Source organism: Streptomyces sp. 8N616 (assembly GCF_052246385.1).
Lineage (GTDB): Bacteria > Actinomycetota > Actinomycetes > Streptomycetales > Streptomycetaceae > Streptomyces.
This window is the reverse complement of sequence record NZ_JBQQBY010000057.1, coordinates 1-21578: the sequence shown is the minus strand read 5'-3', so window position 1 is coordinate 21578 and position 21578 is coordinate 1. Positions and strand designations below refer to the sequence as shown.

At 72.1% G+C, this 21578-nt stretch carries 21 protein-coding genes and 1 riboswitch; of the genes, 11 read left to right on the top strand and 10 right to left on the bottom strand.

Features of this window, described 5'->3' with window-relative positions:
* Positions 1-19 precede the first annotated feature (19 nt).
* The gene (locus ACTWQC_RS33880; RefSeq protein WP_443319694.1) at positions 20-544 is read right to left on the bottom strand and encodes a DUF6879 family protein; all 525 of its coding nucleotides are present in this window, start codon (positions 542-544) and stop codon (positions 20-22) included.
* A 300-nt stretch (positions 545-844) separates the two neighbouring features.
* Here ACTWQC_RS33880 and ACTWQC_RS33875 point away from each other — a divergent pair, with 300 nt between their 5' ends.
* From ACTWQC_RS33875 to ACTWQC_RS33860, 4 genes are all read left to right on the top strand, one after another.
* On the top strand, positions 845-1351 hold the full coding sequence (locus tag ACTWQC_RS33875) for a (2Fe-2S)-binding protein (protein WP_443319693.1): 507 nt from the start codon (positions 845-847) through the stop codon (positions 1349-1351).
* Positions 1338-2399, top strand: a complete 1062-nt coding sequence (locus tag ACTWQC_RS33870) for an FAD binding domain-containing protein (RefSeq protein ID WP_443319692.1) — start codon at positions 1338-1340, stop codon at positions 2397-2399. Before ACTWQC_RS33875 ends, ACTWQC_RS33870 begins: the two co-directional genes overlap by 14 nt.
* 9 nt (positions 2400-2408) lie before the next feature.
* The gene (locus ACTWQC_RS33865) at positions 2409-4700 is read left to right on the top strand and encodes a xanthine dehydrogenase family protein molybdopterin-binding subunit (protein ID WP_443319691.1); all 2292 of its coding nucleotides are present in this window, start codon (positions 2409-2411) and stop codon (positions 4698-4700) included.
* Positions 4701-4806: 106 nt separating this feature from the next.
* Positions 4807-5328 (top strand): HD domain-containing protein, encoded by a 522-nt coding sequence (locus ACTWQC_RS33860; RefSeq protein ID WP_443319690.1) that lies wholly within the window; start codon positions 4807-4809, stop codon positions 5326-5328.
* Between the two features lie 71 nt (positions 5329-5399).
* Here ACTWQC_RS33860 and ACTWQC_RS33855 read toward each other — a convergent pair whose 3' ends face one another.
* Positions 5400-6821, bottom strand: a complete 1422-nt coding sequence (locus ACTWQC_RS33855) for a metallophosphoesterase (RefSeq protein WP_443319689.1) — start codon at positions 6819-6821, stop codon at positions 5400-5402.
* A 12-nt stretch (positions 6822-6833) separates the two neighbouring features.
* A complete protein-coding gene (locus ACTWQC_RS33850) occupies positions 6834-7175 on the bottom strand; it encodes an SCO4848 family membrane protein (protein ID WP_443319688.1) in 342 nt (113 codons plus the stop codon).
* 134 nt (positions 7176-7309) lie between these two features.
* Between ACTWQC_RS33850 and ACTWQC_RS33845 the strand changes: the two genes are divergently transcribed.
* Positions 7310-8632 (top strand): D-alanyl-D-alanine carboxypeptidase family protein, encoded by a 1323-nt coding sequence (locus ACTWQC_RS33845; RefSeq protein ID WP_443319687.1) that lies wholly within the window; start codon positions 7310-7312, stop codon positions 8630-8632.
* Here ACTWQC_RS33845 and ACTWQC_RS33840 read toward each other — a convergent pair.
* From ACTWQC_RS33840 to trpS, 3 genes are all read right to left on the bottom strand, one after another.
* Positions 8517-9506 (bottom strand): YihY/virulence factor BrkB family protein, encoded by a 990-nt coding sequence (locus ACTWQC_RS33840; protein ID WP_443319686.1) that lies wholly within the window; start codon positions 9504-9506, stop codon positions 8517-8519. The genes ACTWQC_RS33845 and ACTWQC_RS33840 overlap by 116 nt on opposite strands.
* A 182-nt stretch (positions 9507-9688) precedes the next feature.
* On the bottom strand, positions 9689-10276 hold the full coding sequence (locus ACTWQC_RS33835; RefSeq protein ID WP_443319685.1) for a 2'-5' RNA ligase family protein: 588 nt from the start codon (positions 10274-10276) through the stop codon (positions 9689-9691).
* Between the two features lie 133 nt (positions 10277-10409).
* Positions 10410-11477 (bottom strand): tryptophan--tRNA ligase, encoded by a 1068-nt coding sequence (gene trpS / locus ACTWQC_RS33830; RefSeq protein WP_443319684.1) that lies wholly within the window; start codon positions 11475-11477, stop codon positions 10410-10412.
* 55 nt (positions 11478-11532) lie between these two features.
* Here trpS and ACTWQC_RS33825 point away from each other — a divergent pair, with 55 nt between their 5' ends.
* The 3 genes from ACTWQC_RS33825 (at position 11533) to ACTWQC_RS33815 (ending at position 13871) form a co-directional block, all read left to right on the top strand.
* Positions 11533-12159, top strand: coding sequence for an RNA polymerase sigma factor (locus tag ACTWQC_RS33825; protein ID WP_443319683.1), 627 nt, complete (start codon positions 11533-11535; stop codon positions 12157-12159).
* Positions 12152-13048: a hypothetical protein gene (locus tag ACTWQC_RS33820; protein ID WP_443319682.1), complete on the top strand. Its 897-nt coding sequence runs from the start codon at positions 12152-12154 to the stop codon at positions 13046-13048. Before ACTWQC_RS33825 ends, ACTWQC_RS33820 begins: the two co-directional genes overlap by 8 nt.
* A gap of 115 nt (positions 13049-13163) precedes the next feature.
* Positions 13164-13871: a hypothetical protein gene (locus ACTWQC_RS33815; RefSeq protein ID WP_443319681.1), complete on the top strand. Its 708-nt coding sequence runs from the start codon at positions 13164-13166 to the stop codon at positions 13869-13871.
* Positions 13872-13874: 3 nt separating this feature from the next.
* Here the strand turns inward: ACTWQC_RS33815 and glyA are convergent, their stop codons facing one another.
* Complete coding sequence (gene glyA / locus ACTWQC_RS33810; RefSeq protein WP_443319680.1) at positions 13875-15146, bottom strand: serine hydroxymethyltransferase; 1272 nt, start codon at positions 15144-15146, stop codon at positions 13875-13877.
* Between the two features lie 37 nt (positions 15147-15183).
* Positions 15184-15275, bottom strand: a riboswitch (ZMP/ZTP riboswitch).
* Between the two features lie 114 nt (positions 15276-15389).
* On the opposite strand from glyA, the gene rocD reads away from it, so the two are divergent.
* Positions 15390-16595, top strand: coding sequence for an ornithine--oxo-acid transaminase (gene rocD, locus ACTWQC_RS33805; RefSeq protein ID WP_443319679.1), 1206 nt, complete (start codon positions 15390-15392; stop codon positions 16593-16595).
* A 198-nt stretch (positions 16596-16793) separates the two neighbouring features.
* Here rocD and ACTWQC_RS33800 read toward each other — a convergent pair whose 3' ends face one another.
* The 3 genes from ACTWQC_RS33800 to ACTWQC_RS33790 all read right to left on the bottom strand — a co-directional run bounded on the left by ACTWQC_RS33800 (position 16794) and on the right by ACTWQC_RS33790 (position 20232).
* Positions 16794-18011 carry a glutathionylspermidine synthase family protein gene (locus ACTWQC_RS33800; protein WP_443319678.1) on the bottom strand — a complete coding sequence of 406 codons (1218 nt, stop codon included), beginning with the start codon at positions 18009-18011 and terminating at the stop codon, positions 16794-16796.
* A gap of 7 nt (positions 18012-18018) precedes the next feature.
* Complete coding sequence (locus ACTWQC_RS33795; RefSeq protein ID WP_443319709.1) at positions 18019-18429, bottom strand: hypothetical protein; 411 nt, start codon at positions 18427-18429, stop codon at positions 18019-18021.
* Positions 18430-18546: 117 nt separating this feature from the next.
* Positions 18547-20232, bottom strand: coding sequence for an aminotransferase-like domain-containing protein (locus ACTWQC_RS33790; protein WP_443319677.1), 1686 nt, complete (start codon positions 20230-20232; stop codon positions 18547-18549).
* A gap of 47 nt (positions 20233-20279) precedes the next feature.
* On the opposite strand from ACTWQC_RS33790, the gene ACTWQC_RS33785 reads away from it, so the two are divergent.
* Entirely contained in the window at positions 20280-20789 is a 510-nt protein-coding gene (locus ACTWQC_RS33785; RefSeq protein WP_443319676.1) for a carboxymuconolactone decarboxylase family protein, read from the top strand.
* On the top strand, positions 20786-21559 hold the full coding sequence (locus tag ACTWQC_RS33780; RefSeq protein ID WP_443319675.1) for an isocitrate lyase/PEP mutase family protein: 774 nt from the start codon (positions 20786-20788) through the stop codon (positions 21557-21559). Before ACTWQC_RS33785 ends, ACTWQC_RS33780 begins: the two co-directional genes overlap by 4 nt.
* The last annotated feature ends 19 nt before the right edge of the window (positions 21560-21578 follow it).

Genomic DNA, 21578 nt, shown 5'->3' with positions numbered 1-21578 from the left:
ATCGGCTGTCGGCGTGAGCTCAGACCTGGTACTCGGTGTGCGGGATCGCCCGCGACCAGACCAACTCGAAGGCCGAGGCGCACAGCTTCACCACGGCGGGATCGTCGACGAGTTCGGGTCCGCCCGATGCGCCGTCGCCGGAGAAGTGGTTGAACCTTACGATCCGGTCGTCGAAGAGCCAGAAGTCGTTGCCGGGCAGTGCGATGTCCGAGGCTCGCCGACGGGGCAGCCACCGCACTTGCTCGCCCGCTTGGATGTTCAGGGGCGTCCCGGCATGCTCGAAGCGGATGTAGTCACTGACCGGCTCGGACACGATCCGTGCTCGACGGATCACCACACCCCTCCCAGCAGTCTCGGCTACCAGGTCGAGCCATGCCTTACGTCGGCCCGTACGGTCGTGCCGACTGCTGTCGTCTCCGGCCTTCCAGGCGGCGAACTCTGCGGCCTCGCTGGCGATACCGTAGGCGTCGCGCATCTCCAGGTGGACAGCTGACTGATGGCAGTCGGCCATCTGTTCAGCGAAGCTCGGCACCTTCTGCGGCATCGCACGCCTTCCTCACGATCTCCACCATACGGGCCGGGATCCGAACGACTGCCTCGGTGTCGGGGATTCGGCCGGTCTCCAGGCATTCGGCCTCGGTTGTTCCGTCGGCTTTCCATCCCTAGATCACGAAGTCGTTCGTGGTCTCGTCCACCCACACTGTCGGGCATTCCGGCACGTTCGCGCACGTGGCCCGCCGCGCCTCCCGGGCCTGTCCGAGAGGCGCCGGAAGGCCGCCACCGCGCGCCACCAATGCCGTACGCCGAATCGCGGACCCGGGCGCCGGGGCCGAGAGTGGTGCGCATGGACGCTGCCATGAACGCTCCCCCACGAATACCACTGACCCTCCGGGTCAACGGAAGCGATCACCGTCTCGAGACCGACCCCCGGACCACCCTGCTGGACGCGCTGCGCGACCGGCTCGGCCTGACCGGCAGCAAGAAGGGCTGCGATCAGGGCTCGTGCGGCGCCTGCACCGTGATGGTCGACGGCAGGCGGGTGGTGTCGTGCCTGACGCTGGCCGCCCAGTGCGAGGACCGCGAGGTGACGACGATCGAGGGCCTGGCGGACGACGGGACACTGCACGCCATGCAGGAGGCGTTCGTCCGGCACGACGCCTTCCAGTGCGGCTTCTGCACCCCGGGGCAGGTCATGTCGGCGGTGTGCCTGATCAGGGAGGGCCGGGCGGGGTCGGACGAGGACATCCGGGAGTTCATGAGCGGCAACGTCTGCCGCTGCGGGGCGTATCCGAACATCGTCGCGGCGATCCGCGAGGTCGCGGGGGCCGGTGGTGGCCATGCGCGCATTTGAGTACGTACGGGCCACGGACGCCGGTACGGCGGTGGCGACCGCGACGGCCGACTCCGGCGCCGCGTATCTGGCCGGCGGGACCACGCAGCTCGACCTGATGAAGGACGGGGTGCTCGGCCCCGAGCGGCTGATCGACATCACGCGCCTCCCGCTGGGCGGCATCACCCGCTCGGACGGCGCACTGCGCGTCGGCGCGCTGACCACCATGGAGGAGCTGGTCGCGGAACCCCTCCTGAGCGAACGTGGGTTGATGGTACGTCAGGCACTGCTGATGGGCGCGTCCACGCAGCTGCGCAACCTGGCCACGATCGGCGGCAATCTGCTGCAGCGCGCCCGCTGCCGCTACTTCCGGGACCCCACCGTGCCCGCCTGCAACAAGCGGCGGCCCGGCACCGGCTGCGCGGCGATCAGCGGCGCGGCCCGGATGCACGCGATCCTCGGCGTCAGCGACCACTGCATCGCCGTGAACGCCTCCGATCTGGCCGTGCCGCTCGTCGCACTCGACGCGGTCGTCCACATCCAGGGCGAGGGCGGGGAGCGGAGCGTGCCGCTGACCGAGTTCTACCTCGAGCCGGGTGACACCCCGGACGTCGAGAACGTCCTCGCCCGGGGCGAGTTGATCACCGCTGTCGGGATCCCGCTGCTGCCGCCGGCCGCCCGCTCGGGCTATCTCAAGGTCCGCGACCGGGCGAGTTACGAGTTCGCGCTCACCTCGGCGGCAGCCGCGCTGGAGGTCGAGGACGGGATGGTCCGCGAGGCCCGGCTCGCGCTGGGCGGCGTGGGCACCACGCCATGGCGCGCACGGGCCGCGGAGGGCGTGCTGCACGGCGCCCCCGCCACCACCGAGACCTTCCGGGCCGCGGCGCGGACCGTGGTCGAGGGCGCGCGGCCGGTGCCCGGCACGGCGTTCAAGGTGGAGCTCGCCCAGCGCACCGTGGTGCGGATCCTCGAGGACCTGGCGGGAATCGGACCGGGAACCGGACCGGGCAAAGGGCCGGACAAAGGACCGGAATTCGGGCCGGGTATCGGAAGACCCGGAGCGGAGTGAGGTGGAGCCATGACGACCCTCGAGGCCCCGAAGGCGCCGATGCCCGCCGTGCTCGGCCCCGGCGTGGACCGCGTGGACGGCCCGCTGAAGGTCACCGGCGCGGCCCCGTACCCCTCCGACATCGGCTTCCCGCGCCTCGCGCACGCCGTGCTCGTCCGGACGACCATCGCGGCCGGGCGGATCAGCGTCATCGACACGTCCGCGGCCGGGACCGCGCCCGGCGTACTGGCCGTGATCACGCACCTCAACGCCCCGAAGCTGGCTCGCGCAGGCCGCACCGTGCTGGGTTCCGAACCCCCGCCGCCGCTGCAGGACGACCGGGTGCTGCACTACGGGCAGTACGCGGCGGTGGTCGTGGCCGAGACCTTGGAGGAGGCCACGGACGCGGCGCGGCTGGTCCACCTCTCCTACGATCCGGGCGATCCGCTGCTCGACCTGGAGGACCCGCGGGTCGTGCCGAAGAGCAACGCCTTCCTGCTGGACATGAAGCGGGGCAGCGTGGCGGACGGCCTGGCGCAGGCCGAGGTCAGGCTCAAGGCCACGTACAGCACGGCGGAGAACACCAACAACCCGCTGGGGCCCTTCGCCACCGTCGCCGCGTGGGACGGCGACCGGCTCACCGTGCACGACGCGACGCAGTGGCCGTACAACGTCCGCAACGCCCTCGCCGCCGCGTTCCGGATCCCCAAGGAGCACGTGCGGGTCCTGGCGCCGTACGTCGGAGGCGGGTTCGGCGCAGGCCTGCGCACCTGGCCGCACGTGGTGCTCGCCGCGCTGGCCGCCCGTACGGTGGAGCGCCCGGTGAAACTGGTGCTCACCCGCCCGCAGATGTTCACCGGCGTCGGCCACCGGCCGTACAGCGTGCAGCACATCAAGCTCGGCGCCACCCTCGACGGCAGGCTGACGGCGATCGACCACGAGGCCACGACGACGGGGGCGATGGAGGACTCCAATCTGGAGCCCATCACGCTGGGCACGGCAGCGGCGTACGCCTGCCCCAACGTCGCCACCCACGACAAGCAGGTCAGGCTCAACATCCCCTGCCCCGGCTCGATGCGCGCCCCCGGCGAGGCGCAGGGCAACTTCGCCCTCGAATGCGCCCTGGACGAGCTCGCGTACGAGCTGGACATGGACCCGCTGGAGCTGCGGGTGCGCAACTACGCCGCGTTCCAGCCGCAGACCGGGCTCGCCTGGTCGAGCAAGGCGCTGCGGGAGTGCTACGAGGCGGGGGCCGAGCGGTTCGGCTGGGCGGCGCGCGATCCCCGGCCCGGCTCGATGCGCGACGGGCGCTCCCTCGTCGGATACGGGATGGCCGGCGTCTCCTTCCAGCACTACCAGGCCAAGTGCGCGGCCAGGGCCACCATCGCGCGGGACGGTACGGCGTACGTGCGCAGCGCCGCGACGGACATCGGCACCGGCACGTACACCGTCATGGCCCAGCTGTCCGCGGAGTTGCTGGGCCTGGGCATGGACAAGGTCAGATTCCAGCTCGGGGACAGCGACATGCCGCAGGCGCCGCAGGCGGGCGGGTCCGGGCTGACGGGGGCGCTGGGCAGTGCGGTCCACGACGCGTGCGGGCGGCTGGTCGCCGCCTTCCTCGACCTGGTCCGCAAGGACCCCGCCTCGCCGCTGTACGGCTGCCGGATCGAGGACGTGGTCATCGCGGGCGGCCGGATCCTGCGGGCCTCGGACCCCGACCGCGGCGAGTCCTACGCGGACATCCTCGCCCGGTACGGGCTGCCGGAGCTGACTCGCGACGGCAGCTCCGGCACGTCCAAGGGCGACATCGGGCAGCTTGTCGGCTCACTCGCCGTATCCCGGCTCGGGCGGCTCGGCAGCTTCGCGGTCAAGGCGACGCGGGCAACGCTGCCCGCGGGCGCGTTCGGCGCGAAGTTCGTCGAGGTCCGGGTCGACGAGGATCTCGGGGTGCTGCGGATCGCGCGGGTGGTGTCGGCGATCGACGGCGGCCGCATCCTCAACGAGAAGACCGCCCGCAGCCAGATCATCGGGGGCACAGTCGGCGGCATCGGGCAGGCCCTGTTCGAGGAGACCGTCACCGACGCGCTGACGGGCCGTATCGCGAACGCGACCTTCGGGGACTACCTGGTGCCGGTCAACGCGGACGTCCCGGCCATGGACGTGCTCTTCGTCGGCGGCCCGGACCCGGCCACACCCGTCGGCACGAAGGGCATCGGCGAGATCGGCCTGACGGGGATCGCCGCGGCCGTGGCCAACGCCGTTCACCACGCGACGGGCCGGCGGATCCGGTCGCTCCCGATCACCCTCGACAAGCTCCTGTGAGCCGTCGCCTACCCTCCGGTGACGGGTGATGCGGCACAGCGGGGCCGGGTGATGCGGCACGGAGGCGCCGGGTGATGCGGCACGAGAAGGCTTTAGGCTCGCGCGTATGAGCGACCCACAGGGGAACCACCGCACGCTCACGCTCGCCGAGACCGACGCCCTCGCGGCCGAGGCGCACGCCGGGCAGACGGACCGGATCGGGGTGCCGTACGTCGAGCATGTGCGCGCGGTGGCCCGCGCCCTCGCTCCGGCCGGCGAGCGCCTCGCCCAGGCCGGGCTGCTGCACGACATCGTCGAGGACACCGAGTGGACCCTCGGCGGGCTGCTCGCGGCGGGCGTACCGGCAGAGGTGGTCACGCTGGTCGACGCGGTGACGAAGAAGCCGGGCACGGCGTACGCGGACATGATCCGCAGAATCGCGGCCGACGAGGGCGCCGCCCTCCTCAAGATCGCCGACAACGCCCACAACTCCCACCCGGACCGGCTGGCCGCCCTGCCGGAGGAGCAGCGGGCGCGGCTGGCGGCGAAGTACGAGGACGCGCGTGCGGTGCTGTGGCCGGTCGTCGACCCGGCGCTGCTCAGGACGGTGGTCGGGCGGATCAACCCGTCGCTGCTGGACGGCCCGTGACTGCCGGACGGCCCGTCGCCTCTGGACGGCCCGTGACTGCCCGACGGCTTGGGTGATCCGGCGCAGGCCGCTCAGGCCTGCTTCGAGGCCAGTGTGACGACGGTGATGTCCGACTCCGCGCCCACTCGTACGGGAGGGCCCCATGCGCCGGCGCCGCGCGTCACGTACAGCTGCGTGTCCCCGTAGCGCTCCAGGCCCGCGACGGTCGGATTGGCGAGCGCGGCGAGGTAGTTGCCGGGCCAGAGCTGGCCGCCGTGGGTGTGGCCGGAGAGCTGGAGGTCCACGCCGTGCTTCACCGCGTCGTGGATGACGACCGGCTGGTGCGCGAGGAGGACGGAGGCGCGGGCCGGGTCCCGGTCGCCCAGCGCCTTCTCGTAGTCCGGTCCCTGCGGGGGGTCCTGGTCCTCGGCCGAGACGTCGTTGACCCCGGCGAGGTCGAAGCCGGGCAGCTCCACGCGCGCGTTCTCCAGCGGGTGGACGCCGAGTTCGCGGACGTGCTCGATCCACTGCTCCGCGCCGGAGAAGTACTCGTGGTTGCCGGTGACGAAGTACGAGCCGTCGCGGGAGCGGAGGCGCGCCAGCGGCTCGGCGGCGGGACCGAGGTCGGCGACGCTGCCGTCGACCAGGTCGCCGACGATCGCGACGAGGTCGGGCTGGGTGCGGTTGATCGCGTCGACGATCCGCTGGGTGTGGGCGCGGCCCAGGACCGGGCCGAGGTGGATGTCGCTGACGACGGCGATGCGGTAGCCGTCCGCGCTCCGCGGCAGCTTGGCGAGCGGCACCCGCAGGCGCTTGACGGCGGGGCCGTCCAGCACGCCGTACGTCCCGTACCCGACGGTCCCGGCGGCCACGGCGGTCGCGGCCACGGCGATCGTCCGTGCGACGAACAGCCTCCGGCCGACGGCACCCGCGCCGGCGGGCTTCGAGGCGGGTCCGGCTGCGGCCGCGCCGGGCGTCGCGTCCGCGCTCACGCTCGTGTCCGCGCTCACGCTCGTGTCCGTGATCGCGGCCGCGCTCGTGTCCGCGCTCGCGGCGGGAGGAGTCGCCGCCGCGCCCGGCCCGGCGCCTACGGCGGCTGCGGGGAGGGGCGCGGGCGTGGCGGTGGCCAGGGGCGGGGCGTCCCGCGTCGCGGCCGCTGTGGCGGCCTCGGCGGCTCTGGCGGGTCCGACCGCTGGGGCGGCGAGCCAGCGGGTCAGGAGGGGGCGGGCCAGCTCGCCCGCGAGCAGGGCCAGGGTCAGGTACAGGACAAGAGCCAGCCACAGGTAGCCGGGCCAGGCGATGACGCGCTCCACGGCGAAGGGCGCTCCGGCTCGGCCGCCTATGAGCGCCCCGAGGGTGGTCAGCGGCAAGGCGACGGCCGCGGCCGTCCCCGTACGGCGGCCCCACCCGCCCGGCGCGGTCGTGTCCCGTACGAGCCGCCGCCACAGGTACCAGTGCACGCCGCCCAGCAGCCCCAGGACCACCACCAGGACGAGAACGAAGACCACGACCATCTCCCCGGCCTCCTACCCCGCCGACCCGGCGGAACCGGGCGTTCCGGAAGTCGACCCTCCGGAACCGGCCTTTCCGGCAGTCGAGCCGGGAGAACCCGCTGTTCCGGCGGCCCCGACTTCCCGCCGAAGAGCCCTTACTCCCCGCAACCCGATCAGTCCAATGGCCGTCCCGAGAAGAAAGGACGTCGCAGCGAGCGCAAGATGCACCCAGAAGTACGCAGTCGGTTCACCCGCATCGTCGAACGCGAGCCCGCTCGCGTCGTTCCAGAGGTTTTTGACGAAAGTGATCCAGATGAACCAGCTCCACACCCCGAAGGCGAGGAGGAACCATGACACGGGGCGGGAAAGCTTCATACGCTCCAGTATCACCGCCCGTCACGGGTGACGGCCGCGGGGGTACCCTGGGGCGCCGGCGCGTGGCTGCCCCAGGGCACCGGGCGCCTACCGCGGTGTCGGGTGGCCGGAGGCTGCCCTGTACGTTCACGGGCGTGCCTGCATTCCTCACCGCGTTCTCCGGCCGTCCCCCGTCCCTACTGCCGCGCCGCGCCCTGGCGTTGGCCGTCGTCGCCGCCGCGCTGCTGCCCGCCCTGACCACCGCACCCGCGCACGCCCACGCGCGCGTGCTCGTCCGGGAGCCGCAGGACGGGAAGGAGAAACAGCCCCGTCCGCCCGCGAAGATGTCGGCGGTCGGCGGTCGGCGGCTCTCCCACCCCGGTACGCAGGTGCAGCTGCGGCCCGGGGCGCCGAAGCTGCCGAAGAAGCTGACCGGGCGGTCGTGGGTGGTGGCCGACGCCGAGTCGGGCGAGGTGCTGGCCGCGCACAACGCGCACTGGCGGCTCCCCCCTGCCAGCACCCTGAAGATGCTCTTCGCGGACACGGTCCTGCCGAGTCTGCCCAAGGAGCACAAGCACAAGGTCCAGCCCTCCGATCTCGCCGGGATGGGCGAGGGCAGCAGCCTGGTCGGCGTCAAGGAGAACTACACCTACTCGGTCCACGACCTCTGGCTCGGGGTCTTCCTTCGCTCCGGCAACGACGCGGTCCACGTGCTGTCCGCGCTCAACGGCGGCAAGGAGAAGACCGTGCAGGACATGCAGGCCCATGCCGAAGAGCTGAACGCGCTGGACACGCATGTCGTCTCGCCGGACGGCTACGACGAGAAGGGCCAGGTCAGCAGTGCGTACGACCTGACGCTCTTCGCCCGCTCCGGGCTGCAGAAGCCGGACTTCCGGGAGTACGCCGCCACCGCGACGGCGAAGTTCCCAGGCGAGGTGAAGAAGGACAAGAAGACCAAGAAGAAGAAGCGCGAGTCGTTCGCGATCCAGAACACCAACCGCCTGCTGACCGGCGACTACGGGCTCGAGCCGTACAAGGGCATCGCGGGCGTCAAGAACGGCTACACCTCGCACGCCGGGTCGACCTTCACCGGCGTCGCACAGCGCGGCGACCGGGTCCTGCTGGTCACGGTCATGAACCCGTCGGACGGCGAGCACAACGAGGTCTACAAGGAGACCGCCAGGCTCTTCGACTGGGGCTTCAAGGCGGCGGGCAAGGTCGAGCCGGTCGGCGAACTGGTCGCGCCGAAGGGCGCGGACGGGCAGCAGCCGGGCAGCGGGAAGGGCCGGAAGGGCCACGCGAAGGCGTCGGTCGCGAGTCCCGAGGAGAAGGACTCGGGCGGGATGTGGATGGCGCTGGGGGTCACGGGCGGCGCTCTGGTGGCGCTGGCCGTCGCGGCGCTGCTGGTGCACCGCCGCTGGCCGCTTCCGGAGCTGGTGCGCCGCCGCCCGGGCCGCCCGGGCCGCCCTCAGGACTGACCTCCGCCTCCTCGGCGGCCTCGGGGCTGCTGTGCTGCGTCGCCGTCCACGCGGCGCAGTACAGCAGCAGCTTGGCCATGAAGTTGATCCACAGCATGAGGGCGATCGGCACGCCGAACGCGCCGTACATGCTCCGCGACGCGACGCCTTGCAGGTAGCCGCTCAGCAGGGCCTTGAGCAGCTCGAAGCCGATCGCCCCCATCAGGCCCGCCACGACGACCGAGTGGCGGCCGGGGTGCACCTGGGGCAGCCGGGTGAGCAGGTAGGCGAGCATCAAGAAGTCGGCGAGTACGGAGATGGCCAGGCCCGCGATGACGAGCAGCACGCGCCCGGCGCTGCCCTCGGCCAGCCCGATCCTGTCGGCGACCCACCCCACGGCCGTGCCGGCGAACACCGAGCCGCCCGCGGCCACGAGCCCGACACCGCCGAGACCGACCAGCACCACGGCGTCCTTGGCCCTGAGCAGCACGGGGTTGCCCGGACTCTCCTCCTTCAGCCACACGTCGCGCAGGCACTCGCGGAGGGAGCCGACCCAGCCCATACCGGTGAAGAGCAGCAGCGCGCCCGCGATGAGCCCGACGGTCCCTGCGTTGGCCACGAGCCCGTCGAGGTCGAGTTGGTCTGAAATGCCGGGAACCTGCTCGGCGAGCTTGTCCTTGAGGTCGTCCAGCTGCTCCTGGCTGAGCAGCGCGGCACCAATCGCGGCACCGACGGTGACCAGTGGGAAGAGAGCGATGAAGCTGGTGAAGGTGATGGCGGCGGCGAGGCGCGTCCAGTTCACCGAGTCCAAGCGCTCGTACGCCCGCCAGGCGTGAGTCCGCATCAGCCGTACGACGGCGGGCCCGATCACGGGCAGTCTGGTGAGCCACTCCATGCGGGACGCCTACCCCCGGCGGGCTCCGTAGTTCCCGGCCACCCCGCAACCACCCTTACCGGTGACCGGAGTGAGCCGTACGGGCACGGGCACGCGCGCGTAGGGGCCGGGGCTGGAGGGGCGATAGGGGCGGGGGCCGGGCACGCGCGCGTAGGGCCCATGGCCGGGCACGCCCGCGTACGTCACGGGCGCAGGGAGTGCGCAGGCGCGTCCACCGGGCAGGCCTGGGCGGGCACGCCAGGGGTGGGAAGCCCTTCCCCGAAGGGGTATTCGTGCAGCATCCGCCAGTGGTCGTCCGCCCCCTGCTCGTACAGCGCGAAGCCGGCGACCGTCCACGAGGCGGCGTAGTCCGCCAGCGCCTCGTACGCCCGGTCCATCGCGTCCTCCGCGATGCCGTGCGCGACCGTCACATGCGGGTGATAGGGGAACTGCAGCTCGCGCTGCACGGGCCCCGAGCGGACCAGCTCCTGCAGCTCGGTGCACTCGGCGATGCCCTCGGCGAGCTGAACGTAAACGACCGGGGAGAGGGGCCGGAACGTCCCGGTGCCGTGGAGCCGCATCCGGAAGGGGTGGCCCGCGGCGGCGACCCGCGCGAGGTGGCGGCGGAAGGCCGGGAGGGCGGTGGCCTCGACCTCGGTGGGCGGGAGCAGCGTGACGTGCGTGGGGATGCCGTGCGCGGCGGGATCCCCGAAGCCCGCGCGCCGCTGCTGGAGCAGGCTGCCATGAGGCTCCGGGACCGCGATCGAAACGCCGAGCGTTACGGTCCCCACGTCGGTCTCCTCTGCTGCTTGTGCAGCCGCTTGCGCTGCTGCTGGTCCTTGCCAGTGTGGCGGGTACGCGGCTCCGTCCGCGAGTGTCCCGGGTCCTCCGCCCCAGGGAGAACCCAGGGCCCCTGGTCCCCGGTCAGTGCTTGGCCGGGAGGAGCCCCACCTTGTCGTATGCCTGGGCGAGGGTCTCGGCGGCGACCGCACGGGCCTTCTCCGCGCCCTTGGCCAGGATCGAGTCCAGTGTCTCCGGGTCGTCAAGGTATTCCTGGGTGCGGGCCCGGAACGGGGTCACCCACTCGACGAAGACCTCGGCGAGGTCCGTCTTGAGCGCACCGTAACCCTTGCCCTCGTACTTCTGCTCGAGTTCGGCGATACCCGTGCCGGTGAGCGTGGCGTAGATCGTCAGCAGATTGCTGATCCCGGGCTTGCCTTCCTCGTCGAAGCGGATCTCGGTGCCCGTGTCGGTCACAGCGCTCTTGATCTTCTTGGCCGAGACCTTGGGCTCGTCGAGCAGGTTGATGATGCCCTTCGGCGCGGACGCCGACTTGCTCATCTTGATCGTCGGGTCCTGGAGATCGAAGATCTTGGCCGTCTCCTTGACGATGTACGGCTCGGGAACCGTGAAAGTCCGGCCGAACCGGCCGTTGAAGCGCTCGGCCAGGTCCCGGGTGAGCTCGATGTGCTGCCGCTGGTCCTCGCCGACCGGCACGGCGTTCGCCTGGTAGAGCAGGATGTCGGCGATCTGGAGGATCGGGTAGGTGAAGAGGCCGACGGTCGCCCGGTCGGTGCCGTGCTTCGCCGACTTGTCCTTGAACTGCGTCATGCGGGAGGCCTCGCCGAAGCCGGTGAGGCAGTTCATGACCCAGCCGAGCTGCGCGTGCTCGGGGACGTGGCTCTGCACGAAGAGCGTGCAGCGGTCCGGGTCGAGTCCTGCGCCGAGGAGCTGGGCGGCGGCGAGCCGGGTGTTGGCGCGCAGCTCTGCCGGGTCCTGGGGGACGGTGATCGCGTGCAGGTCCACGACCATGTAGAACGCGTCGTGGGTCTCCTGCAACGCCACCCACTGCCGGACCGCACCCAGGTAGTTCCCGAGGTGGAACGAGCCTGCGGTGGGCTGGATACCGGAGAGCACACGCAAACGAGGGCTTGGCGCGGAGCGCCTCGATTGAGGGTGGTGGTGGGTGACGGGCGGGAGAGCATTGGCCATGCGGCCCATTCTCTCAGGTGTGGAACCGATGCCCGGCCTCCGGTGTAGGAGAAGTGTGAGGACGCGGGAGGGGGCCGGCAGCGTGGCTGACGAGGCCGCGGTGATCGCGCGCGTACGGGCCGGGGAGCGCGAGGCGTACGCGGATCTGGTGCGGGCGCATACGCAGATCGCGCATCGCACCGCCGTGCTGCTCGGGGCGGGCGCCGATGCCGAGGATGTGGTGCAGATCGCCTTTCTGAAGGCGTACCAGTCGCTGGGGCGCTTCCGGGAAGGGGCGGCGTTCCGGCCGTGGCTGCTGCAGATCGTCGCCAATGAGACGAGAAACACAGTGCGGTCGGCGCGCAGGCTCCGTAGGGCGGTGGACCGGGAGGCGGCGAGGGTGGAGGCCGAGCCGCTGATACCGGAGTCCGCCGACCCGGCTGCCGCGGCGGTGGCGGGCGAGTGGCGCTCGCAGCTGCTGGCGGCGCTGGACGGGCTGAGCGACGAGCACCGGCAGGTGGTGACCTACCGCTATCTGCTGGATCTGGACGAGGCGGAGACGGCGCAGGCGCTGGGCTGGCCGCGGGGCACCGTGAAGTCGCGGCTGAACCGTGCGCTGCGGCGGCTCGAGCGGGCGCTCGGACCGCGGGACAGGGAGAGAAAGGGCAGGGAGAGAAGGGAGGGAGGTGACAGGCGTGGGTGACCCGGGCAGGGGCGATCGGGGCGAGCGCGATCACGGCAGGCGCGATCGGCTGCCGGACGAGCTGAGGGCGCTGGGGCGGGAGCTTCCGATACCTGCGGTGGACGCGGAGACGATGGTGGAGCGGGTGCTCGCCGGGCTGGTCGGCGAGCGGGTCCCGGATGCGGAGGAGGCGCAGGAGCCGCCGGGGCGAGGTGCGCGACTGCGCAGCTGGGCGCGGGCGCGGTGGCGGTCGCTGACGGCGGCGCTGTGCGGGCTGCTCGTGGTGCTCGCGCTGACGCCTCCGGTGCGGGCAGCGGTGACGGACTGGTTCGACTTCGGCGGCGTCGGGGTGCGGTACGACCCGTCGGCCGCGCCGCCCACGGACGCGGGAGAAGCCGGTACGGGACCGGCCGGAGCGGAAGGGCTCAGGGGCGGGCCTCCCGCGTGCCGCGGCGGGCTCGGCCTCGAGGACGCCGCCCGGCGGGCGGGCTTCCGGCCCCTGGTGCCCTCGGGCCTCGGTGCGCCGGACGTGGTGGAACTCTCGGCCGACCGGCGGGTGCTGTCGCTGTGCTGGACGCCCGGGGAGCGGGGCTCTGCTGCCCCGGCGGACGGGGTGGTCCGGCTCGACGAGCTGCGCGCCACCATCCATCCGGCGTTCTGGAAGACGACGACAGTGCCGTTCGAGCCGGTCGAGGTGGACGGCAGGGCAGGGCTGTGGTTCGCGGAGCCGCACCGGCTCGAGATCCGGCTGACCGACGCGGCCGGGCGCGCCCGGACCGAGACGGTGCAGACCGCGGAGCCGACGCTGCTCTGGCAGACGGAGGGCGGTCTCACGCTGCGTCTGGAGGGCGTGCGATCGAAAGAGCGCGCCCTGGAGGTGGCGGAATCCTCACGGGCACCGCGATCCTGAACCGGCAGCGTGGGTTGGGGCGGGAGTTCCGGAATTCGGGAACCTCACGGGCCCGGGCGGTGTACCAGAAGTGACGTGGTGCGGAGGGGCCGCATCACCCGTGGTTGGGGGAAACATGCGACGTATCGCCGCACTGGCAGGCACAGCGGCAGCGGCCGCGCTGGCCGCGTTATTGACGTTATTGACCTGCTCCACTCCGGCCGTCGCAGGCGGCCCGACGAGCGTGCTGATCACCTCGCCCACGACCGATGAGGCAACGGCACTGCTGGTCGACTCGGAGCGGTACCGGCGGCTGGAGAGCCTGCTGGGCCCGCCCGCGGGCGAGCAGAGACGCCCACCGAAGCTGGATGAGAACGGCGGCGCTTCCGGGCGGCAGATCAACGTCAGCTGGATGATTCACGACGTGTCCGTGTGGCGCACGGACGGCATCTATCCGGACGCCGAGACGGGCGAGGTGTGGATACAGACCGTCGCGAACGGCAGAGACGGTAGAAGCGGCAGAGACAGCGCCCGGAAATCCGGCCCGGACAGCGGCTTCTGGCACGCGGCGGAGAAACCCGAGGAACTCCTGGCCCTGCTCAGCGATCTCGGGGTCCTGGGCAAGGAAGGGCCGGCCCGGGGCATGTCAGGCGCCGCCGGGGAGCGGACGGCCCCGGCCGCCGCGTCGCACCCGTCGTCCGACGCGGTCGACGCGTGGTGGAGCCTGCCCGGTTTCGCCGCGGGGATAGGCATCGGCTGCGGCGGCACCGTGCTCATACGCCGCTGGCTGATCCGCCGCACCGTTGCCGAGCCGGGCCCACGACGTCAGGTCCTGGACGTGTAGCCGTCAGGCCGTGGGAAGGCCGGGTGCAGGGTGGGCGGCCATCACATCGCGGACTTCGGCGCGGATCGCGGTGAGGGCGCCCTCGTCACCGTTACGGGCCGCAGTCACGCCCCGGTCGATCCAGTGGGCGACGAGCGGCATCTGGTCGGTGCCGAGACCGCGCGAGGTGAGTGAGGGGGTGCCGATGCGGATTCCGGACGGGTCGAACGGCTTGCGCGGGTCGTAGGGCACCGTGTTGTAGTTCACGACGATGCCGGCCCGGTCGAGGGCCTTCGCGGCCACCTTGCCGGGCACCTCGTTCCGCGTGAGGTCCATCAGGATCAGGTGGTTGTCGGTGCCGCCCGAGACGAGATCGAAGCCGCGCTCCAGCAGAGATTCGGCGAGTGCCTTGGCGTTGGCCACCACGGCGTGCGCGTAGTCACGGAAGGAGGGTTGCGCCGCCTCGTGGAGGGCGACCGCGATGGCGGCGGTGGTGTGGTTGTGGGGGCCGCCCTGCAGCCCCGGGAAGACCGCCTTGTCGAGCGCCTTCGCCTGCGGTTCGCCGGACAGCAGCATCGCGCCGCGCGGTCCCCGCAGGGTCTTGTGGGTGGTCGTGGAGACCACATCGGCGTGCGGGAACGGGGAGGGGTGGGCGCCACCCGCGACCAGGCCGGCGATGTGGGCGATGTCGGCCACCAGGACCGCGTCCACCTCACGGGCGATCTCCGCGAAGGTGGCGAAATCGATCGTGCGCGGAACCGCGGTGCCGCCACAGAAAATGATCTTCGGTCGCTCCTTGAGGGCCAGTTCGCGCACCTCGTCGAAGTCCGTCAGCCCCGTGTCGGCGCGCACGCTGTACTGGACACCACGGAACCACTTGCCTGTCGCGGAGACGCCCCAGCCGTGGGTGAGGTGGCCGCCCATCGGCAGCGCCATGCCCATCACCGTGTCCCCCGGCTCGGCGAAGGCCAGATAGACGGCGAGGTTGGCGGGCGACCCGGAGTACGGCTGGACGTTGGCGTGCCCGGCGCCGAAGAGGGCCTTGGCCCGTTCGATCGCGAGGGTCTCGACCGGGTCGATGTTCTGCTGGCCCTCGTAGTAGCGGCGACCGGGGTAGCCCTCGCTGTACTTGTTCGTCAGCACCGTGCCGGTGGCCTCGAGCACGGCCTGGGAGACGTAGTTCTCGCTGGGGATCAGCCGCAGGGTGTCGGCCTGGAGCTGCTCCTCATCGGCGATCAGCGCGGCGAGCTCGGGGTCCGCGGCGGAGAGGGCGGGATGCGAAAGGGATACGGTCACGGCGTCCTCCGGGTCGATTCGTGTGTCGGTTCACGAACCCGGGTGCCCAGGCGGGCGGCACCTCGTGGGGGAAGGCCGCACACTGCTTCCTCGTGGTCGTTTCCACGCGCGCCAGTCGCAATGTGCCCGCACAGTCTATTGCCTGGGCAGTTCCGGAGCAGTTCAGGAAGGTTTCTTCGCGATCCACCCGAGCGACGATAGAAATGAGCAGCAAACCGCCGCTACACCGAACGGAGTACTGCCGTGACGACTACGGAACGCAGCATCGCCGCCGCCGAGGCACACAGCGCGCACAACTACCACCCGCTGCCGGTCGTCGTCGCCTCCGCCGAGGGCGCCTGGATGACGGACATCGAGGGGCGGCGCTACCTCGACATGCTCGCCGGGTACTCCGCGCTCAACTTCGGCCACTGCAACCGAAGGCTGATCGATGCCGCCAAGGCTCAGCTGGAGCGGGTGACGCTCACCTCGCGCGCGTTCCACCACGAGCGGTTCGCCGACTTCTGTACCCAGCTGGCCGAGCTGTGCGGCATGGAGATGGTGCTGCCGATGAACACCGGTGCCGAGGCCATCGAGACGGCGGTCAAGACTTCGCGGAAGTGGGGTTACCAGGTCAAGGGCGTGCCGGGCGGCCAGGCGAAGATCGTCGTGGCCCGCAACAACTTCCACGGCCGGACGACCACCATCGTCAGCTTCTCGACCGACCCCGAGGCGCGCGCGGACTTCGGCCCGTACACCCCCGGCTTCGAGATCGTGCCGTACGGCGATCTGACGGCGATGGAGGCGGCGCTCACCGACAACACCGTGGCGGTGCTGCTCGAGCCCATCCAGGGAGAGGCAGGGGTACTGGTGCCGCCGCCGGGCTACTTCCGGGCCGTCCGTGAGCTGACCCGGGAGCGGAACGTTCTCTTCATCGCGGACGAGATCCAGTCCGGCCTCGGCCGCACCGGCCGGACCTTCGCGTGCGAGCACGAGGGCGTCGTCCCCGACATGTACGTCCTGGGCAAGGCGCTCGGCGGCGGAGTCGTCCCGGTCTCGGCGGTGGTGTCCTCGCGCGAGGTGCTCGGGATCTACCACCCGGGCGAGCACGGCTCCACGTTCGGTGGCAACCCGCTCGCCTGCGCGGTCGCCCTCGAGGTGATCGCCATGCTGCGCACCGGCGAATACCAGCAGCGCGCAGCCGAGTTGGGCGAGCATCTGCACGCCGAGCTCGGCCTGCTGATCGGGGGCGGCGCGGTCGAGGCGGTCCGCGGCCGAGGGCTGTGGGCGGGCGTGGACATCGCCCCCACCCACGGCACCGGCCGGCAGATCTCGGAGAAGCTGATGGACCAGGGCGTGCTGGTCAAGGACACCCACGGCAGCACGATCCGGATCGCCCCGCCGCTGACCATCAGCAAGGAGGACCTGGACTGGGGTCTGGACCGGCTGAGGGCGGTGCTGACGGGCTGACGCCGGCCCGGGACGGCCGGGTGGCTGCGGCACCCGGCCGTCGTCAGTCCGTCTCCGTCAGCCGGCCAGTCCATCGGCCGCGGCATGGAAGACGTCACAGCTCCCTTGGGTTGGGACAACTCTCGAACCGTGGGAGCCGACCGTGAACACCCGTGAATCACAAGGGAATTGAATCCCAGTCACATTTGAATTCCCGAGTCAGCGAATGACATGCGGGAGGAAGCGGGCGTACTCGTCGGTGACCAGGCCGGAGGACTCGCGGATCCCGAGCCCCGCCGCCTCGTCCTCCACGACCCACGCGCCGAGCACCACCCGGTTTCCGTCGAAGTCCGGCAGCGGGGCCAGCTCCTGGTAGCAGCAGGCCTCGTCCCGTACGACGGGATCGGCGGCCCGCTCGACGCCGGACGCGGCGCCCGGCCCAGCGCCCGGCTCGTGGACCGTGACGCCCGCGCCCTCCCGCCCCAGCAGCGGCTTCGCGACGTACCCGGTGGTCTCGGCCAGCTCGCGCGGGCCGTCCAGATAGGCGGGCAGGAGGTTCGGGTGGCCCGGGAAGAGCTCCCACAGCACAGCCAGCAGCGCCTTGTTGGACAGCAGCATCTTCCAGGCGGGCTCGATCCAGCAGGTCGTGCCGGTACCGCCACCGTTGTCGAGGGTGTCCAGGACGTGTGGCGCGAACGTGTCCGTGGTCAGCCACTCCCACGGGTAGAGCTTGAAGCAGGAGCGGATGAAGCGGAGCCGGTTGTCGACGAAGCGGCCGGAGAGCCGGTCCCAGCCGATGTGCTCCATCGAGATCGCCTCGGTCTCGAGCCCGGCCTGCTCGGCGGTCTCGCGCAGATAGGCGACCGTCATCAGGTCCTCGCCGAGCTCGTCCGCCGCCGAGTGCGCGAAGTGCACAGGGCCCGGCGGCAGCAGCGCCGCCTGCCGCTTCCAGCCGTCGACGAGCCGCTCGTGCAGCGAGTTCCACTGGTCGGCGCCGGGAAAGCGCTCCTCCATCCAGAACCACTGCGGGCTGGCCGCCTCCACGAGCGAGGTGGGCGTGTCGGCGTTGTACTCGAGCAGCTTCGCCGGTCCCGTGCCGTCGTAGCGGAGATCGAACCGCCCGTACAGGGAGGGCAGTTCGGCCCGCCGGCGCCAGGACTCGGCGATCCGCCCGGCCAGCCGCGGATCGGTGACCCCGAGGTCCGCGAAGCGGTCGTACGCGACGATGTGCTCGGCGGCGGCCAGGCACATCCGGTGCAGCTCCTCGACGACCTCCTCGAGGGCCTCCACCTCCGGGAGCGAGAACGCGTAGTACGCGCTCTCGTCCCAGTACGGCCGCAGGGAGCCGTCCGGGTAGCGGGTGAGCGGGTAGATCAGCCCCTGCTCCTCGACCGTCTGCTGCCAGCCGGGCCGGGGCTCGATGGTGCGGCGGTCCATGGAGCGGTCAGCCGCCGGAGCTGCCGGAGCCGCTGCCGAAGCCGCCCCGGCTGACCCCGGAGTTGCCGTCGTCGTACGAGCTGCCGCCGGAACCGGAGCCGGAACCGGAGCCGCCGGAGCCCTTCGTGAAGGAGCCGCCGTCGACCCAGCCGTCCTTCTCCGTGCCGCCGTAGTACCAGGCGGCGTCCCCGGACCGGCTCTTGCGGCTCTTGCCGCTCCTGGCACTCGTCCCGACGCTGCCGCCGCTCTTGCAGTCCTTGGAGCCGATGACCCGGTAGCCCTTGGAGTACAGGTAACTGTCCCGGTCCACGCACCGCTTGTCGGGATCCGAGCCGCATGCGGTGAGCGCCGCCGCGAGCGCGCCCATCCCCCCGAGAATCACCGTGCCGGACCGCAAACGAGCACGAGCAGCCGCCATCTGACGTTCCTCCCCCGTCGTGTTCATGTCCACTTGATCGAAGATCAGCGTAGATGCCGGACGACTGGCCCCCGCACCGGGGGCCGCCCTCACCCGGGACCGCCTCACGGCCCAGCGCTACGGCAGCGCCCGGCACAGGGCGTCGATCGCGCCCGAGAAGGCGTGCTCCGGCGGGGTGCCGTAGCCGACGACGAGGGCATCGTCGGCGGACTCGGACTCGGACCCGTCGGGATCGACGGACGCGACGGACGCGACGGGAGCGACGGGAGCGAGGGGGCCCGGAGCCGCGGCCTCGTGCCGGTAGCGGCTCATCCCGTCCAGGGCCAGGCCGTGCCAGGCCGCGGCGCTGCTGATGACGGACTGCTCGGTGCCCGCGGGGAGTTCGAGTACGGCGTGCAGACCGGCCGCGATACCCGTAACACGGATGTGCGGGGCGTGCTCGGCGAGCGCGGCCACCAGGTGGTCGCGGCGGCGCCGGTAGCGCAGCCGCATCCCGCGCACATGCCGGTCGTATGCGCCGGACTCGATGAACTCCGCGAGCGTCAGCTGGTCCAGCGTGCTCGCCTGCCACTCGATCTCGCCCTTCGCCGCCGCCACCGGCGCTACGAGCTCCTCCGGCAGCACCATCCACCCCAGGCGCAGGCCGGGGCTGAGGCTCTTGCTCACCGTCCCGACGTAGGCGACCCGCTCCGGGTCGAGGCCCTGGAGCGCGCCGACCGGCTGCCGGTCGTAGCGGAACTCGCCGTCGTAGTCGTCCTCGATGACGAGCCCGCCGGTGCGGCGCGCCCAGTCGACGACGGCGGCCCGGCGGTCGGGGTGCAGGGGCACTCCGGTCGGGAACTGGTGCGCGGGCGTGAGCAGTACGGCCCCGGCGTCCGGGAGACCCGCCAAGCCGTCCGTCCGCGCGCCGCGTTCGTCGACGGCCAGCGGGGGCGTACGGAGTCCGGCGCGGGCGACGATGCGCCGGTGGACGTCAAGACCGTACGACTCCACGGCCATCGTGCGCGTGCCCGCCCGCCGCAGCACCTCGGCGAGCAGCCGCAGCCCGTGCACGAAGCCGGAGCAGACGACGATCTGCTCCGGGTCGGTCAGGACGCCGCGGGCCCGCGCGAGGTATCCGGCGAGAGCGCGGCGCAGTTCGGGGCGGCCGCGCGGCTCGCCGTAGCCGAAGGCCTCGCTGGGCGCGGCCGTCAGGGCGCGGCGGGCGGCGGCGAGCCAGGCGGCCCGGGGAAAGGATGCGGCGTCGGGCGAGCCGGGGAAGAGGTTGTGGACGGCGGGGCGAGGAGCGGGGACGGGTCCGCCCCCGCGGCCTGCCTCCGTACGGCCTGCCTCCGTACGGCCTGCCTCCGTACGGCCTGCTTCCGTACGGCCTGCTTCCGTACGGCCTGCTTCCGTACGGCCTGCTTCCGTACGGTCCGCCGCCGTGCGGGCAGTCGCACGGTCCGCCGCCGTACCGGCCGTCCGATGTGCCGCCGTCCCGGCCATCCCCGTACGCGCCATCCCCGTACGCCCCGCCGTGCGGGCCGGATTCGCGCGTCGGGCGACCCTGGTGCCGGAGCCCTGCCGGGCCGTGAGCCAGCCCTCGGCGACCAGTTCGGCGTACGCGTCGGCCACCGTGTTGCGGGCAAGGCCCAGGTCAGCGGCGAGGGAGCGGGAGGAGGGCAGCCGCGTGCCCGGCGCGAGCCGCCCCGTACGGACCGCGTCCCGGAGGGCCCGGATCAGCGCCGCGCGTACGCCCGACGTACCGCCCGCCGGAAGATCCAGATGCAGATCGGTGCCGAAATTGGCCCACGTTTTCCCCATGGAAATGGACCATACTCCTGGGGCAATACAGCCATAGCGTAGGGCCCATGACGACGAACGAGATCACCCGCGCACCGCAGGGACGCGGCCCCCGGATGAACCTGTCGCAGCACGCCCCGGAGATCTACAAGGCGATGGTCCGGCTCGACGCCGCCGCCTCCAAGGGCGTCGACACGGTCCTCGCCGAGCTGGTGAAGATCCGGGCCTCGCAGCTCAACCACTGCGCGTTCTGCCTCGACATGCACACCAAGGACGCGCGCGCGGCGGGCGAGCGCGAGGACCGGATCTACCTGCTCAGCGCATGGGAGGAGGCCACCGGCTACTTCACGGAGAAGGAGCGGGCGGCGCTCGCCCTCACCGAGGCGGTCACCGTCCTGACCGACGGCTTCGTCCCCGACGCCGTCTACGAGCGCGCGGCCGAGCACTTCGACGAGACCGAACTCGCGCACCTCATCGGCCTCATCCTCACCATCAACGCCTGGAACCGGATCGCTGTGACGACACGCTCGGTCCCCGGCGCGTACCAGCCGGGCCAGTACAAGGGCGGCCTGGTGTGAACGCCGCCCAGGCGTTCCGAGCGCTGCACCACGGACGGGAGGCGGGCGACCCGCTCGTCCTGCCGGGACCGTGGGACGCCGTCAGCGCCCGCGCCTTCGCGGACGCGGGCTTCCCCGCCCTGGCCACGCCGAGCGCGGGGGTCTCGGCGGCGCTCGGGTACGAGGACGGCGGCCACACCCCGCCGGACGAGATGTTCGCCGCGATCGCCCGGATCGTACGGGCCGTGGACGTCCCGGTGTCGGCGGACATCGAGGACGGCTACGGGCTCGCGCCGAGGGAGATCGTCGAACGGCTGCTGGAGGCCGGGGCGGTGGGCTGCAACCTGGAGGACTCGGACCCGGCGGCGAAGCGGCTCAAGGACCCGCGGCGCCACGCGGACCTGATGGCGGAGGTCCGAGCCGAGGCGGGCGACCGGCTCGTGGTCAACGCCCGGGTGGACACGTTCCTGCGGGCCGGCCGGGGCGGCCGGGGCAGTGGGGACCGCCGGGGCGACGGGGGCGCCACGGCCGCGGAGGCGGCGATCGAGCGCGGGCGGCTGTACGTGGAGGCGGGCGCGGACTGTGTGTATCCGATCCTCGCGCCGCCGGAGCTGCTGGGTGAGCTGGCGGCGGGGATCGGCGCGCCGGTCAACGCGATTGCCGTGCCCGGCGGGCCCTCGCCGCGGGAGCTGGGCGCGCTCGGCGCAACGCGGGTCACCTTCGGCGGTGGGCTGCAACGACGGATCGCGGACCAGGTCCGCGACCTCGCGCAGCAACTGCGCACCGGCTGACCCCCGCCCCCCCGCCCCA

Coding starts and splice junctions, on each gene's coding strand:
- ACTWQC_RS33855 (WP_443319689.1), bottom strand. CDS start 6,821: ATGGTCGTGGTCTTCGTTCTCGTCCTGGTGGTGGTCCTGGGGCTGCTG.
- ACTWQC_RS33865 (WP_443319691.1), top strand. CDS start 2,409: ATGACGACCCTCGAGGCCCCGAAGGCGCCGATGCCCGCCGTGCTCGGC.
- ACTWQC_RS33880 (WP_443319694.1), bottom strand. CDS start 544: ATGCCGCAGAAGGTGCCGAGCTTCGCTGAACAGATGGCCGACTGCCAT.
- ACTWQC_RS33875 (WP_443319693.1), top strand. CDS start 845: ATGGACGCTGCCATGAACGCTCCCCCACGAATACCACTGACCCTCCGG.
- ACTWQC_RS33860 (WP_443319690.1), top strand. CDS start 4,807: ATGAGCGACCCACAGGGGAACCACCGCACGCTCACGCTCGCCGAGACC.
- ACTWQC_RS33840 (WP_443319686.1), bottom strand. CDS start 9,506: ATGGAGTGGCTCACCAGACTGCCCGTGATCGGGCCCGCCGTCGTACGG.
- trpS (WP_443319684.1), bottom strand. CDS start 11,477: ATGGCCAATGCTCTCCCGCCCGTCACCCACCACCACCCTCAATCGAGG.
- ACTWQC_RS33870 (WP_443319692.1), top strand. CDS start 1,338: ATGCGCGCATTTGAGTACGTACGGGCCACGGACGCCGGTACGGCGGTG.
- ACTWQC_RS33850 (WP_443319688.1), bottom strand. CDS start 7,175: ATGAAGCTTTCCCGCCCCGTGTCATGGTTCCTCCTCGCCTTCGGGGTG.
- ACTWQC_RS33785 (WP_443319676.1), top strand. CDS start 20,280: ATGACGACGAACGAGATCACCCGCGCACCGCAGGGACGCGGCCCCCGG.
- ACTWQC_RS33795 (WP_443319709.1), bottom strand. CDS start 18,429: ATGGCGGCTGCTCGTGCTCGTTTGCGGTCCGGCACGGTGATTCTCGGG.
- ACTWQC_RS33800 (WP_443319678.1), bottom strand. CDS start 18,011: ATGGACCGCCGCACCATCGAGCCCCGGCCCGGCTGGCAGCAGACGGTC.
- ACTWQC_RS33815 (WP_443319681.1), top strand. CDS start 13,164: ATGCGACGTATCGCCGCACTGGCAGGCACAGCGGCAGCGGCCGCGCTG.
- ACTWQC_RS33790 (WP_443319677.1), bottom strand. CDS start 20,232: ATGGGGAAAACGTGGGCCAATTTCGGCACCGATCTGCATCTGGATCTT.